Annotated in this window: 11 protein-coding genes and 1 pseudogene; 3 read left to right on the top strand and 9 right to left on the bottom strand. The window is 64.6% G+C overall.

Features of this window, described 5'->3' with window-relative positions; translation table 11 throughout:
• Nucleotides 1-99: 99 nt before the first annotated feature.
• The gene (locus ACVWWN_RS31155) at nucleotides 100-606 is read right to left on the bottom strand and encodes a fatty acid desaturase family protein (RefSeq protein ID WP_457147290.1); all 507 of its coding nucleotides are present in this window, start codon (nucleotides 604-606) and stop codon (nucleotides 100-102) included.
• 371 nt (nucleotides 607-977) lie between these two features.
• On the opposite strand from ACVWWN_RS31155, the gene ACVWWN_RS31150 reads away from it, so the two are divergent.
• A complete protein-coding gene (locus ACVWWN_RS31150; RefSeq protein ID WP_457147289.1) occupies nucleotides 978-2,666 on the top strand; it encodes a CotH kinase family protein in 1,689 nt (562 codons plus the stop codon).
• Nucleotides 2,667-2,696: 30 nt separating this feature from the next.
• Here ACVWWN_RS31150 and ACVWWN_RS31145 read toward each other — a convergent pair.
• Nucleotides 2,697-4,116 (bottom strand): annotated as a pseudogene (locus tag ACVWWN_RS31145) (penicillin-binding transpeptidase domain-containing protein); the annotation flags it as partial.
• A 20-nt stretch (nucleotides 4,117-4,136) separates the two neighbouring features.
• Here ACVWWN_RS31145 and ACVWWN_RS31140 point away from each other — a divergent pair.
• Nucleotides 4,137-4,277: a hypothetical protein gene (locus ACVWWN_RS31140; RefSeq protein WP_457147288.1), complete on the top strand. Its 141-nt coding sequence runs from the start codon at nucleotides 4,137-4,139 to the stop codon at nucleotides 4,275-4,277.
• On the opposite strand, the gene ACVWWN_RS31135 is transcribed toward ACVWWN_RS31140, so the two are convergent.
• The 3 genes from ACVWWN_RS31135 to ACVWWN_RS31125 form a co-directional block, all read right to left on the bottom strand.
• Entirely contained in the window at nucleotides 4,274-4,903 is a 630-nt protein-coding gene (locus ACVWWN_RS31135) for a TetR/AcrR family transcriptional regulator (RefSeq protein WP_457147287.1), read from the bottom strand. The genes ACVWWN_RS31140 and ACVWWN_RS31135 overlap by 4 nt on opposite strands.
• 342 nt (nucleotides 4,904-5,245) lie before the next feature.
• On the bottom strand, nucleotides 5,246-7,228 hold the full coding sequence (locus tag ACVWWN_RS31130; protein WP_457147286.1) for a GNAT family N-acetyltransferase: 1,983 nt from the start codon (nucleotides 7,226-7,228) through the stop codon (nucleotides 5,246-5,248).
• 119 nt (nucleotides 7,229-7,347) lie between these two features.
• Nucleotides 7,348-8,757, bottom strand: a complete 1,410-nt coding sequence (locus ACVWWN_RS31125) for a selenium-binding protein SBP56-related protein (RefSeq protein ID WP_457147285.1) — start codon at nucleotides 8,755-8,757, stop codon at nucleotides 7,348-7,350.
• A 533-nt stretch (nucleotides 8,758-9,290) separates the two neighbouring features.
• Here ACVWWN_RS31125 and ACVWWN_RS31120 point away from each other — a divergent pair.
• Nucleotides 9,291-10,814: an MFS transporter gene (locus tag ACVWWN_RS31120; protein WP_457149347.1), complete on the top strand. Its 1,524-nt coding sequence runs from the start codon at nucleotides 9,291-9,293 to the stop codon at nucleotides 10,812-10,814.
• Nucleotides 10,815-11,036: 222 nt separating this feature from the next.
• On the opposite strand, the gene ACVWWN_RS31115 is transcribed toward ACVWWN_RS31120, so the two are convergent.
• From ACVWWN_RS31115 to ACVWWN_RS31100, 4 genes are all read right to left on the bottom strand, one after another.
• Nucleotides 11,037-11,831 (bottom strand): SDR family oxidoreductase, encoded by a 795-nt coding sequence (locus ACVWWN_RS31115; protein ID WP_457147284.1) that lies wholly within the window; start codon nucleotides 11,829-11,831, stop codon nucleotides 11,037-11,039.
• A 230-nt stretch (nucleotides 11,832-12,061) separates the two neighbouring features.
• A complete protein-coding gene (locus tag ACVWWN_RS31110; RefSeq protein WP_457147283.1) occupies nucleotides 12,062-13,153 on the bottom strand; it encodes a YihY/virulence factor BrkB family protein in 1,092 nt (363 codons plus the stop codon).
• A gap of 18 nt (nucleotides 13,154-13,171) precedes the next feature.
• Nucleotides 13,172-14,065: a diacylglycerol/lipid kinase family protein gene (locus ACVWWN_RS31105; RefSeq protein WP_457147282.1), complete on the bottom strand. Its 894-nt coding sequence runs from the start codon at nucleotides 14,063-14,065 to the stop codon at nucleotides 13,172-13,174.
• Nucleotides 14,066-14,067: 2 nt separating this feature from the next.
• Complete coding sequence (locus ACVWWN_RS31100; protein ID WP_457147281.1) at nucleotides 14,068-14,781, bottom strand: phosphatase PAP2 family protein; 714 nt, start codon at nucleotides 14,779-14,781, stop codon at nucleotides 14,068-14,070.
• Nucleotides 14,782-14,826: the final 45 nt, after the last annotated feature.

Below are 14,826 nucleotides of genomic sequence, written 5' to 3'. Positions count from 1 at the left end.
GGAGCATCGATGATTTCGTGAGCAGGTTTCCGGCTAACCACCACGGTATCCGCTATCCGAACCTGGCCGCCCATTCCGTGCCGGACGACATAGACAGGTCTAAGCCGCGGTGGCGTCGACCGGGGCCCCTGCCGGGCGGAAGATGAGCCCGGTAAGGCTCGCCGGTTTGGCCGCCGCTGGCACTTTGCGCAGGGCGTCGTTGGGAAGGGATAGCCGGAATACTTTCTTCCATGTGGAGCCAACTTGCTCGACCATCGGGCCGCTCACGTAGGTCAGGCTGTAGCGCTCGAAGAGTTCCTGGATCTTCGGCGCGATCTCCTGGTAGCGGTTACTTGGTAGGTCCGGAAACAGATGGTGTTCGATCTGGAAGGACAGATTGCCGGTCATGAAGTGCAGCAACGGAGTTCCGCTGATGTTGGCCGAACCCAGCATCTGCCGTAGGTACCACGCGCCACGGGTTTCACTGTCGATCGACTTCTTCTCGTAGGTCTGCACGCCTTCGGGGAAGTGCCCGCACATGATGACCGAATGCGTCCAGAGATTACGGACCAGGTTGGCGGTCAGCGTGGTGACCGCCGAGGGACCGGACAGAAGGGGGTGCAGCACGCAGCACGTAGTCCTTGGTAATCTGTCGGCCGATCTTGCGGAGCACGCTCTTGCCTTGGCGGCGGAACTCGTCTTTGTCCGGGCGCCCACCAACTGACACCCGCCCAGGCTACCTAAACGTCCGGCCGTCTCGAGCGCGGATCCGGTCGGTGGGCGCTACTCGTACAGGCATGGGCGGGACTTCTTTACGTCGCCTTTCAGGTCGTGAAGCGAGACCTACGCCCGCGCCGTCGATTCATCTCCCTGCATCTGAAGTGTGGCTCCGATTCAGCGCAATGACGATTAACCAAAACAAGTAGCGCGGTACTCGTGTTTAACGCGATGTCGCGCCGCATGCTGTTGGAAGGCCGCGATGTACGGGAGATATGACAATGACCGATCAGCAGCAACGAGCACTCGATTCCTTTTATGCCCTGGACAACGTGGTCACGATCAAGATCACGATGCCGCAGGCCGAGTGGGATGCGGTGCGAATGGAGGAGCCAAAGGGCGGCCGCTGCAACTTCGAATGGACCGGAGACGCCAGGTTCACGTGGCGCAAGGCGAGCGAGGTCGAGATCTCGGGAACGAAGTTTCCCGCCAAGACGAAGTTCACCGGCGTCGGCGTCAAGAAGAAGTCGTTTTGCGGCTCCATCAACAGCGACAAGCCGTGCCTGCATCTCGACTTCGGCAAGTTCGGCGACGCCAACGTGCCCGGCATCGACGCCCTGATCGGCTCGCGTTACGTGACGCTCAACAACTCCATTCAAGACAGGTCCTATATCAAGCAGACACTGGGCTACCGACTGCTGGGAATGGCGGGGTTGCCCAGTTCACGCTGCAACTACGCCCGGGTATTCGTCAACGGAACTCCGGTCGGTCAGGGGATCCCCGGCGTCAACAGCCCCGGCATCTTCGTCAACGCCGAGCCGGTCATGAAGCGCTACATAGAGCGCAACTTCAGCGGCAACATGAAGGGCAATCTCTATGAGCTCGAGCATCACGACGATTTCCTCGAGGAGCGGCTGAAGTTCATCGGGGTGGAGTCGCTGTCCAAATTCGAGGACAAAGCCGACCTGAAATTCGCGATCCGTCACATCGAGGCGAACGGTCTGGCCGGCGCGGATCAGGTACTGGACATGGATCAATTCCTCAAGGTCTACGCGATGGAGTTCTTCCTCAAGCACTGGGACGGCTATGCGGACAACACCAACAACACCTACATCTACAACGACGTGACCGCCGTCGCCGCGCCAGGGGTGGGCAACATCAAGTTCAAGATGATCCCGTGGGGAATCGACCAGACGCTCCAGCCCGACAGGCCGTTCAAGCTCGGCCGCGACGGGATCATCGCCCAACTCGTGCGTAACGACGACACTCGTCGCAAACAATTGTTCGACCAGATTCGGACGTACCGGGAGACCTTGTTCAGCCGCGAGCATCAGCAGACGGTCCTGAAACCCCTGATCGACCAGATGCAGGCACTAGTCGTCGGGTTCGGCGTCCCCAGTGCCGCGGCGGAGATCGATTCTGTGCGCCAGCAACTCCGGCTGGCCGAATCGGCCGGATACATCGCGACAGGTCTGCCTGGTCCCTCCAACTCGGTCTACATCCTCAAGCACGACACCAGTGCCTGTCTGCATGCGAGCAATACCGAGTCGATTCCGCCGGGCATACCCGCTCCGGCGAATTTCGAGGTCTACCATCAGCCCTTGAAGGACGACAACGACAAGACGGACCTGTGGATGTTCAACGACCTCGGGACCGGAAAGTCAATCACCAATCAGGCCTACAACCGCCCCCTGCACGCCAGCGCTACGCAAGTCACGCCGCAAGGGCACAAATACCTCTATACATGTGCGCCGAGTAACGGCGAACATGCTGAAGAGTTCACGATTACCCCGGTGCCCGTCCCGGTCACGGACCCCGCCAATCCGCCGGGCCGGTTCGCCTACACCGGGTACTTCAATCTCGTCAGCGTGCGGACCAATGAAATGGCGAAGTACGGACTCGACCTCACGCCGGGCGGCAGGGCCAGGGTTCACCAAGAACTTCCCGGTTCCAACCTCTATTTCTACTGATGTCGTGAGCTCTGACGTACACCGCCGAGCCTAGGGCGGTGGCACCGGCGGTGCTGCCGGTGGCGGTGCCGGCGCCAGCGGTGGTTCCGCTGGTGGTGCACCCATCGGCAGAGTGATCGGCGGTAGTCCGGGATCTCGATGACGTTGAACGCCGGCGGCGGTGGCGGCGCGTCGGGAGGGGGCGGCGCATCTGGCCGAGGAGGCGGCGGGTAGTACACGGGCGCCGGCTTGATGCCGTTACTCGTGTTGATCGTCACGATCGAACCGGGGATGGTTCGACCTTTCGGGGTCGTCCCCACCACGGCACCTTTCGTGAGGTAGCTGTTGATCGGCGTGGGTTGGTCGGGAACCGGAAAGCCGGAATATATCAAGCGTTTACGCGCCGCATCGAGTTTCAGGCCGGTGACGCTGGGCACCTCGCTGCCGGAACCGCCGGTGACATAGCGCGGATCCGTCGGCGGCAGCGCCACCGGACCGAAGTCTCCTGCGATCGGCCTCATCGCCAGGAACCACGTGCGCGCCGGTTCGGTGCCGCCGAACAAGTTGCCGCTGCTGCATTTTCGCGATGGATACGAACACAGCCCGGACGGTTTGGGGGAGTCGTCGAAGATCTAGTTCGCGGCGGCGTAGTGATTGGTGAAGCCCAGGAATCCCGACGATCGATGAGACTCAGTGGTGCCCGTCTTGCCCGACATGGGCAAGCTCCACCCCGCCGAACCGGCCGAACCGGCGGCGGTCCCGCTGATGGTGTTCTCGCCCAGCGCCTTGGACAGCGTGTTGGCAGCCCCTCGGGCACCACCTGCTCACAGCGTGCGAGGTGACGGCCACCTCGTGGGCCTGCGGTCGAAGATCATGTCGATCGGGCTGGGCGGGCACCACATCCCGTCAGAGGCCAGGGTCGCGGCGACATTCGACAACTCGAGCGCGTTGATCTCGAACGGGCCGAGTGTGAAGGAACCGATGTTCTGCCGCTTGATGTAGTCCGCGTGGTTGTCGGGGTCGTAGGCGCGGGCCGTTCCGGGCTCGGCGTATGACCGCAAACCCAACTTGACCGCCATATCGACCGCGCGCGGGACACCGACCTGCCGATCAGATTGGCGAACGCGGTATTTGGCGACTGCGCGAGCGCGTCGGTGACACTCATGGAGCTGCGGTAGCCGCCGGCGTTCTTCACACAGCACGTCTGCGGTGGACAGCCGGGGGTGTTGCTGCTGCCCAGGCCCGTCCCCTCGAACTTCTGCGGGACGTGGAGTTGAGCGTTGATCCCCATCCCCATGTCGAGCGCCGAGGCGGTGGTGGTGAAGATCTTGAATATCGACCCGGCGCCGTCACCCACCAGTGAGAAAGGTAGCGGCTGGATGGTCTGGCCCGCGGCAAGATTGAGCCCCTAGGTGCGGTTGTCCGCCATCGCCATCACCCGGTGCGCGTCTCTGCCCGGCCTGATCACGCTCGCTCGAGCAGCTCACCACGATGGCGTTCGAGGACCTGCTCCGCAAGGTGTGGAACGAACGGATCGACTTCGTGAAGGTCGGCGGCAATGAAGCCGAGAAATTGCCGATCGGTCCCAACACGGTGATTGGCGACGATCTCGGATTTGTCCGGCCGTCCTAGTCAGGCAGCGCCTTGCCGGTCGCGTGCGATTCGACGTACGCGATCGCCGCGTACAACGCATCACGAAGCGGAGTGATATCGCGGGCGGCCTGGGTGAGGAGTAGGCCACCCTGGAATGCGGCCATCAGCACGTGCGCGAGTTGCTCGGGGTCGGCATCACTTCGCAGGTCGCCACGCTCGCCCATGGCGAGCAGGCCGGTGCGGAACTGTTCCTTCCATCGAGCGAACCCCTCGACGACCTCCAGGCGTACATCCAGACCGGACTTCATGACTTCACTCGCCAGTGAACCGAAACTGCATCCCCCTTCGACGACTGTCTCCGGTCTCATCAAGTAGCCGTCGGCCCACGCGTGGAGTGCTGCGAAACTGTCCAGCGGTCCCTGGCGCGGATGGTCCTGCAACCCCATCATCGAATCGGCGCGCCACCGAAGGACGGCCCGGACGAGGCTTTCCTTGTCAGGGAAGTAGTGGCTGAGTTGTGAACCCGAGATGCCGGTGGCATCGCGGACCATCTCATTGTTCGTGTCATGAACTCCATGCCGGTATATCAACGCCGCCGCCGCCTCGACGATCCGCGCACGCGTTGCGCGGCCCTTCGGTGTCAGCTCTCGTTCGCCAACCGTCATGAACACAGGGTATCGCAAATGGGCTTGACAGCCCATTAAGGTCCAGAGTGTAATGGGCTCACAAGCCCAGAAAGAAAGAAGACTGATGATGAAGTTCGGATTGGTCGCCACCGTGATCGCCGGCGGAATGAGCTCGGCGGTTCTGGGACTGGGCGGTCCTGCCGTCGCCCGCGTCACGGCGTCGCAACCCGCCGGGGGAAGCTCGGCGATCGTTGAGCCGGCGGGAGTTGACCACCACGTGTGGCTGAACCCAATCACGTCGAAAGCCCTTGCGCCCATGATGGATACCGGCGTTCACCATAACCGTTGACCACCGCTGAGACGACGAAGGGCGCAGAGATGTCAGCCGTCAGCCAGCGCGAACTTTGCGCGCCGCTCGGCCGGCACCAGGTCGAGGTAGTCGCGATGACGGTTGATGAAGCCCTGGACGAACGGGCAGTAGGGCAGCACCGCCAGCCCCTCTGCCCGCGCGGTGTCCAGTGCGGCTTTGACGAGCAACGTTCCCAGGCCTTCACCGTTGCGCGACGGGTTGATCTCGGTATGGATGAAGGAGATGACTCCGGGTCGGCGCCGATACTCGGTGAAGCCAAGGACCGCCCCGTCGATTGCGATTTCGAAGCGTCTGCGGTCTGAGGCGTCGGTGACGGTTGGAGTAGGCGCATCCGCTTGTGCCCTCGACGTCGGAAGTTGGAGGTAGCGATGCACGAGGGCGATCGCCACGCCGCCTTCACCGACGGATGCCGCGACGCGCTTCACCGATCCCGAGCGGATATCGCCGACGGCGAAGATTCCTGGGGCGCTCGTTTCGAGAGCGAACGGCTCGCGATCGGCGTTCCATTGCCCGGCCTTCGTCGCGTCGGTTCCCGTCAAGACGAAGCCGTGCTCATCGCGTGCGATCTCCGAGGGGAGCCAGTCGGTCGCCGCCTCGGCGCCGATGAGGACGAAGAGCGCCGTCGCATCCCGTCGAGAAGTCGTGCCGGTCGTTCGGTCGATGACCTCGATCGCCTCGAGTTGTTCATCTCCGTGCACTGCGACGACCTCGGATCGGGTTTCCACGCGGATGTTCGCTTTCGTTGCAATCTGCTCGATGAGGTAGTTCGACATGCTCTCGGCAAGCGACTCGCCGCGAACGATTAGCGTCACCGATCGGGCGTGGCTGGAGAAGAAGATGGCGGCCTGTCCGGCCGAGTTACCCGCTCCGATCAGATACACGTCGTTGCGCTGGGTCAGTCCGGCGTCGCTGCGAGCCGCACCGTAGTAGATACCGGAGCCGACGAATCGATCCGCCGTATCGATTTCGAGGCGCCGCCACTGGACGCCTGTCGCGAGAACGATCGACCTCGTCCGGAGAACGTCGCCGCCATCCAGCCTGACCGTCATCTCGGCAGGGTCGATGGCCTCGACTCGTCGGGTCACGACGATTTCGGCGCCCAGCCGCTTCGCCTGTTGCAGTGCCCGACTCGCGAGCTCGTCTCCGGACACGCCGAACGGAAACCCCGTGTAGTTCTCGATCCGAGTCGAGGTGCCGGCCTGTCCGCCGGGGGCGAAGGACTCGATAAGCCCCATCTGCAGACCCTCGGATGCGCCGTTGACCGCCGCCGTCAAACCCGCCGGCCCGCCGCCCACGATCACCACGTCGTAGCGGCTTCTGCGTGGTGCAACCGTAAGTCCAGCGACCGTGGCGACGTCACGCATCGTCGGGGCAGTCAGCCGGGTGCCGTCGGGCAGCACCACCACCGGATAGGGGGCGGCCACGGCGGTCCCGTCTCCGGTGCCTGCAACGGCGGCGGGGTCGTCTGGGTCCAGATGTTCGTAGGAAATCTGGTTGCGGTGCAGGAAACCGTCACACTCGTGTACGCGCGAGTCCAGGCGCGGACCGATGACGAACATCGCGGGCTCGAGCGGCTGCGCGGTGACGTTTCTGAGCATTTGCATGCGCTCCACAGCGGCGGCCCCGACCGCTGCGGAGACCTCGGGCGCCATGGCCGCGAGCGTATGGAACACCTCGGTCGTCAGCTTCAGCACGCGCGACGGCTCGACCGCCCGCATGCTGGCGGGTAACGGCGTACCGAGCGTCATCGGGATCTCGCCTCCCAGCTCACCAGGAAGCCGGACGCCGATCACCTGCTCGACGCCGTTCGCCAGTTTCGTCAGCTCGGTCTTGCCCTCGACCACGATCGCCAAAGCGCGACCTTCGCCCTCGTGTGCCACGTACTCCCCGGGCGTGAGATGGATGTCCTCCACTTCGCCGGCGAGATACTCCAGTTCTTTCTCCTCGAGCGCGGAGAACAGCGGAATTGTGGCCAGCTCCTCGATTGTGAACATCACTGACTCCCGTGGCGTCGAGTGCGGGGTCTACAACCCCCGCAGGAATCGTGCACCGGGTGGCCGTGGCGGCACGTGAGGCATCCGCCTCAAAGTGGACTGGGAGCGTCAGTGGACGGTCAGCTGGTGTAGCAGTAAGAGTCGCTCGACGCGTCGCCGCCCTGGAGCCGGGTCTGGTGCACGCGCAGACCGCGAAAGTCGTTGTCGTGCAGGAAGAATTTGCTATCGGGAACGAGACCGCCAGTAGCGACGTCGGCGTCGAGCTTCGCCATCCACGCCCCGACACCGTCGGGGTAGACCGCATCGTCCCACGCCGAGTACAGAGAGTTGGTGACGTAAACGCGTCGACCGTCTCGGCTGATCTCCACCATCTGCGGTCCACCGGCCAGCGGCGCATCGGGCGCCGACGGGTGGGGTTCGCGACGCACTATCCCGCCGAGGCGAACTGATGCCGTTTCGCGCGGATGGAAGGGGTCGCTGACATCGTACTGCTTGAGTTCACCAGTGCCCCAACATGATACGTACAACCAGTGATCATCTACTGACAGATCGATATCGGTGACCAGCGGGGGTGCCGCGCCGAAGGGCTTGAACAGTGGCGGGAGGTCGTCGGTGTCGGCGGGCTCGGCCGGGATCGTGATCACCTCGTCGACGGACCACTGATCGCCATCGGTGTGCCACAGCCACACCGACGCCGACAGGTCTTCTGCGCTGATGACTGTGTCGACGAAACCCCATGCTTTGGACGGGTCGTGGGCCGGGCGCAACTCCAGCACCATCTGATGCTGGTCGCCAAGGTCGACGCGCTGGGTCAGCGTCCGCTCGGACATGCTCCAGAAGTCGATGTGATGTCCGAACTTGCGTCCGAGCAAGTCCGCGGGATCGAGCCCGTTCTCGATCATCGACGGTGTCGCCCACTCCGATGTGATCACGGTGTCGTAATCAAGGTGCCACCAGACGTCATAGGCCAGGTATTGCTTTCCGCGGTCGTGCTCCCACTGTCCGATGACCTCGAACGTGTCGTGGTCGATCAGAGCGATGCCGCCGGGACCGTCAGCGCCGTTGACGCCTCCCAACGCCGACATGAAGATGCCGTCGGGTCCGCAGTGCACCGTGTGCGGGCGCGAGTATCCGGCCTTCGCCGCCAGTTCGTCGGCCTCGATCGTGTGGGTCACCACCGGATGGCGTGGGTCCGGCTTGGTGTCCAGGACGTAGGTCGTGGACGAGCGCAGACCCGGAACGAGCAGATATCGCCGCTCCAGCGCCTCATGACGGCCGTGACCCTGGTGGCAGAGCGCGCTCGAGCATGCACTCCAGCCGAAATGATGAAGCTCGGAACCGGACGTCGGTAGCTCGGTCCAGCCGACCACGGCGCCGAACGTTGTGGAGTCAGGGTCGCAGTCAACCACGGCGAGCGCGTCCTTCTGCCGGCTCGTGGGATCGAACGCGGCCACATAGGCGAGTCGCTCGGGGGCGGCCGCGACTGCGTGGCCCGGGCTGCGGTAAAACGTCGGATCAGTCGTGGGCATGATGCCTCCTGAGCTCGCGCGCTGTCACCGGGCCACCATCTGGTCCTCGGTCGTCGATGTGGTGATCACGTCGGCTGTCTCGATCCTTCGCCGCGAAAGGTGGGGTGTCCATCCCTTGGCCGCCGCTCGATTGTCGGCAACGGGGGCTGCCGCTCTCCGGTGATGTACATGCGCCGGATAGCCGCGCATGCAGTGACGAATCCGCAGTGCGCGACGGCAACAACACCCAGCATTTCGCGGCTTTCGGACTGTTCCGTTCATCCGCGAACCGTGTGTAAACACCTGGCCAAAGTCAGGTAGTCGCTTACTCAGGTCCCGGCGTGGCCTCCGGCCGTATGTTGCTCGCATCGCGACCGCCCACAAGCCGAGGAGACAGTGACGTGTCGGAATCACCAACGATGTCCCCCGCAGCACCGGATATCAGTGACGACGCATCGCCGCCGGTGAAAGCCACGTTGCCCGAGACCACCGTTCTGGTGACCGAGCATGAGGTCTTACTCAGCACTGCGGCGGCGCGGAGTCCCAGTCTCGGCATGAGCAGTGTCGAATCCACGGCGACGACTGCTCCGAGGAGGCGCCGGATATGGACCTTGACGGTGGCATGCATGGGCGTGGCGCTGGTGATGTCGTCCATGGTCGCGTTGAACACCGTGCTCGGCGACATCGCCGTCGCCACCTCGGCCACCCAGACGCAGCTGACCTGGGTGGTGGACAGTTACACCCTGGTGCTCGCATGCCTGCTGCTGCCGGCCGGCGCGATCGGCGACCGCTATGGCCGACGCTGCGCACTGCTGATCGGCTTGGGCATTTTCGCGGTCGCCTCGTTGATTCCGGTAATCCTGCACACCCCACTGGAGATCATCGCGTCACGCGCCGTCGCGGGCGTCGGTGCAGCGTTCGTCATGCCTGCCACTCTGTCGCTGTTGACCGCGGTATATCCGAAGGCGCAGCGCGCCAAAGCCGTTGGGATCTGGGCGGGGGTGGCCGGCTCGGGAGCGGTGCTCGGAATGCTGGGATCCGGTCTGCTGCTCAAGCTGGGGCCATGGCAGTCGCTGTTCTGGGCGCTGGCGGGCGGGGGCGCGCTGCTGTTCGTCCTCGCGCTCACCGTGTCGGAGTCCCGGGACGTCGACGCGCCACCGGTGGACTGGCTCGGCGCCGCCCTGATCGGAACCTCGGTCCTCGTCTTCGTCTTCGGCGTGATCGAGGCGCCCAGCCGGGGCTGGAGCGATCCTGTGGTCTACGGCGGCATCGCGGCCGGACTCGGCCTGGCGGCGGTGTTCGGCTTGGTCGAATGCCGTCGGCGCCATCCGCTGCTCGAAGTCCGGCTGTTCGCCAACGCCGAGTTCACCACGGGTGCGGCCACGATCATGGTGCTCTTCCTCGCCACATTCGGATTCTTCTTCCTGCTCATGCAGTACTGCCAGCTGGTCTTGGGTTACTCGCCCCTGCAGACCGCGTTGGCATTGACGCCGTTGGTCGTAGCGTTGATCCTGTTGTCCGGTGTTTCGTTCTGGTATCTGCCGAAACTTGGCCTGCGGCTCGTGGTTTTCCTCGGCTTGTCGACGATGGCGGTCGGCTTCCTATGTCTGCAGCGCCTCGGCCTGCACTCGTCCTACGTCGAACTGGCCTGGCCGCTGCTGGTGCTCAGCACCGGAATCGGGTTGTGCACCGCCCCGGCGACCACCGCGATCATGGGTGCGACGCCCGACGAGAAGCAGGGTGTCGCGTCCGCGGTCAACGACACCGCCCGCGAATTGGGAGCGGCACTGGGCTTCGCCGTCGCCGGGTCGATGCTGGCCGCTCAGTATGCACGGAACCTGACGCCGACACTCTTGTCCTTCCCCGAGCCGCTGCGCGGCCCCGTGTCGGACTCGCTGGCCAAATCGATCGAGGTTTCGCACCGACTTGGCCCGCAGGGTGCCGACCTCGCCGACGTCAGCCGAACGGCGTTCCTGAATGCCATGCACTCGTCGCTATACGTGTTGGCCGGCATCGTCGCCGTCGCGGCTGTGGGCATCGGGTTGTGGTCACCGGGGCGCGACGGTGCCCGGTCATGAAGAACCACCGCTCACCGCAACCTGGGAGGCCCTGTCGTCCAGATACTGTCAGCACTGCCGCAAGGCAAACGCCGAGAAGAACGGTTCGGCGCGCAGCCCGAGCCGGCGGGACGGTCTCTGCCGGGCGCGCCGCGACGCCGCAGCCCCCGACACCCATGATCACCAGGACGGCTGTTGGGCTGAAGCGTCGGTCATGCCGGTTCCTGTCGGGGAATAGCGTTGTCAGACAACAGCAGTCATGCCGCCGTCAATGAACAGCACCTGGCCGTTCATAAACGAGGACGCGGGTGACGCGAGGAAGATCGCCGGACCCACCAGGTCGTCGACGGTGCCCCACCGGGCTGCGGGAGTGCGGCCGAGTATCCAACTGTTGAACGCCGAGTCATCCACCAGCGCCTGCGTCATCTCTGTGTGGATGTAGCCGGGTGCGAGGCCGTTGATCTGCAATCCACCCGCGGCCCATTCGGCTGTCATCGCTCGGGTGAGGTTGCGTAACCCGCCCTTTGCAGCGGTATAGGCGGCTATGGACGGCCGGGCGAGATCGGTCTGTACCGAACAGATGTTGATGATCTTGCCCGAGCCGCGGGCCAGTTGGTGCCGTGCGACTTCTCGACCGACGAGAAACGCACTGGTCAGATCCACCTGCAGCACCCGGTTCCAGTTGTCCAGGCTCACTTCGAGTAACGGTTCGCGGTGCTGCAGTCCGGCGTTGTTCACCAGCACTTCGATGGGCCCGATACGGCTTTCGATGTCGGTGACGGCGGAGTGAACCTGGTCGGCGTCGGTGACGTCGAACTGTGCGGTATGTACCGTGTCGGCGCCGAACCGCTCACCCAAAGTGTCGCGAGTGCGCTCGAGTCGTGGCCCGTCCACGCCGTTGAGTACGACTTGGGCGCCGGCTCCGGCGAGACCCGCGGCGATGGCCAGTCCGATCCCCCTACTCGACCCGGTGATCAGTGCCAACCTTCCTGACAGATCGAACAGACTGCCCGCGACGGCGGGCTCGTGCGCTGTCACCGCGCACGCACCGGGTTGGACAGCGCACCGATCCCATCGAGGGCGATCTCGCTGTGGTCGCCTGATACAACCAATCTCGTTGGAATCACCAAGAAATCCACCTCCACCCTGGCCGAACTGCAGCAGAAGCTGGAACGCGCCCGCGAACGCGATACGCCGTCGACGAAGGGGAAGTCCACCCGACTGTCCTGGGCCTGGCCATCCCCATCCCCGGCGCCTCGGGCGAACCGTCATTCGCCATCGGCGTCTCGATCGTCCACCCCACCGGGTCCGCCGACGAACGCGACACCATCCTCGCCGCACTGCGCAGCGCTGCGGACAGCCTCACCCGCCCCCGACTGCTCACCGCCTGACGGTGGCCGACGCATCGTCAGCGGATCGGCTGATATCGGCTCCGGTGAACCCGCACGGACGGCTTCGAGCTGAGCGGCGAATGCGACGCCGAGAAACAACGCGACCGAGGACAGGTTCGCCCAAAGCAGCAGGGCGAAGATGCCGGTCAGCGGTCCGTAGGTGCCGCCGAAGCATGCGCTCTTGACCACATAGAGCGCGAGCAGTCCGGTCAACAGGAGCCACAGCGCGAGCGACACAGCGGATCCGAACGCCAGCCAGGAGAATCCCGGCTGACACCGACACGGTGCGTGTTCGAGGATGACGGTGAACGACATCCAGGCCAGCACGACACCGACCGGCCAACAGCCGATCGTCCATACTGTCTCGAAGGTCTGACCCCAGCCGTACGCCGCGGCCAGTGACTCGCCGAGTGCATCGCCGGCGATGATGACGAGAAATCCGAGCTGCAACAACAAGCCGGCGGTCAACGCCATCAGCAGTGCCTGACCGTACTTCCGCAGGGTCGGCCGGTCTCTTTCGATGCCGTAGATACGGTTGGCGCCCCTCTCGATCTGCCCCATCGCCGTTGTCAGCGCGACGATCGCGGCGAGCAGACCCAGCCACAATGCGAGCTGGCCGCCGGTCACGCCCTGGTCGTGGGTGCGCTGCGCAGCCTGCTCGACCATGTCGCCACTGTTCTTGCCCGGTAGCACGCCGCCAAGGGTCTGAATGATGATCTGCGCGACCTTCTCTTGATGCAGCGCGCTCGAAAGTCCGACCACCGCAATGACGAGCGGGATGAACGACAGGCAGAACTGCAGCGCCAAGGCGCGCGCGTTGGTGAAGCCATCGGCGTACCTGAAGCGGATGAACGAGTTCTTGACCAGTCTCAAGCGTCCGTATCGCCGCAGGGTCGTGACGGCGTCGTCTGCGGAGAGCTCGTCACCGGAGATGGTGACCGTCTCAGGTACGCGGCGCGAGGTGCCCATCGCAGCCTCCCTGCTCCATCACGCCGCCGTCGCCGCCCGCTGCGGTGCGCGGATCACCAACGCGCCCGGCTCGACACACGCGTTGAGATTCCGCCCGTCGTCGATGACCTCGCCGTCCATCTGCCGGGGCGCGATGCGGTCGGCATCGACCAGGACGGACCGGCCGCGAAAGCGTTCGAGATGCGGATGTCGTGTGCGATGACGGCGAATTACCCTCCACCCCAATAGGATCCAGTCCCGGAAGGTCCGAGGCGCCACGACCACCACATCGAGCAGGCCATCGTCGGCCTTTGCGTCGAGCAGCAGCTCAACGCCGCCCTGCAGCCTCCCGACGTTGCCGATCAGCACCGTGCGGGCCCGCCGCCGGATGGGCGGGCCGTCGTCGATGCGCAGCCGCACTCTCATCATCGGGTCGCGCAGGTGCCGGAGGCCACCGGCCACATAAGCCGACCACCCGGCGAATCGTTTCATGCCTTCTGTCGCTTCGGCCATCATCGCGGCATCGAAGCCGATGCCGGCCATGACAGCGAAAGGCTGACCGTCGACCCGACCGCAGTCGATCCGCCGATCCACACCATCGACAGCCACCGACAGTGCCTCATCGAGTTTCGTGGACACGCCCAGATTCCGCGCCAGCAGGTTTCCGGTGCCGAGCGGGATGAGCGCGACCGGTAGGCCCGAACCGACCAGGGCGTGCAGGCAGGCCAGCAGCATTCCGTCTCCACCGCAGATCAGGACGAGTTGGACATCCGCGTCGACCGCGGCCTGCGCCATTCCGGGGCCAGGATCCTCCGGCGTTGTCTCCAACCACAGCGACGTCGACCAGCCCGCGGCGGCCAGCGTCCTTTCCACCTGCTCGCGGAGGTGTGCGACGTCCGCCTTGGCGCGGTTGACGACAACTGCCGCGCGCATCGTCACCGGCCTACCAACCGCCGATCGGCGTCTACCGCGGCGTCCCGCCGGCCACCGGCATCATGGGTGCGGACGTAGAAGATGACGACGGCCAGCCAGATCCCGCCGAGCAGCATCCCGGCGAGCACGTCGGTCGGGTAGTGCATGCCGCGGTACACCCGGCTGCCGCCGATCAGCAGCGGCACGGCCGCACCGATGACGACAGCGACCACTTTGGTCCACCGATATCGTGTGTGCCAGAGGATGATTGCGACGATCGAGCCGTAGAAGCACACCGCGGCGGCGGTATGGCCCGAGGGGAACGACGAGGTCGGCGGCGCGTCGTCCAGATGCTGGACATTCGGCCGCGGGCGGTCGATGCACAGTGTCGTCGCCACGAATACGGCCGTCTCGCCGACGACCGCGTAAACGACCAACAGGGACTCGCGCCACCGGCCGAACTTCCAGCGGAACGCCGCCGCAGCGAGCGCGGTGAAGGTGATTATGGTCGGCGTCTCGGACAGCGTCGTGATGAGCTTGCTCTCCGAAATGCCCTCTTGCTGACGGTATTCCACGAGCCGTTTGGGCACTTCGGCGTCCCACTTCCCGAGCGCCGTGGGCGGGAGTACGTCGGTGAGGACGAAGCCCAGCGCCACCATCAGAGCCAGAAGGCAAGCGGCCGGAAGGAGCAGCCATCGGACATCCCGGACGATGCCACCGAAACCCTCTGAGGACATGCAGTGGAATACCCACGTCGCCCTCAATTGACCCTCCTGCGGTGA

It is taken from the genome of Mycobacterium sp. URHB0021 (assembly GCF_054057895.1).
The sequence above is the reverse complement of the archived record's forward strand: the minus strand, read 5'-3'. Positions and strand labels throughout refer to the sequence as shown.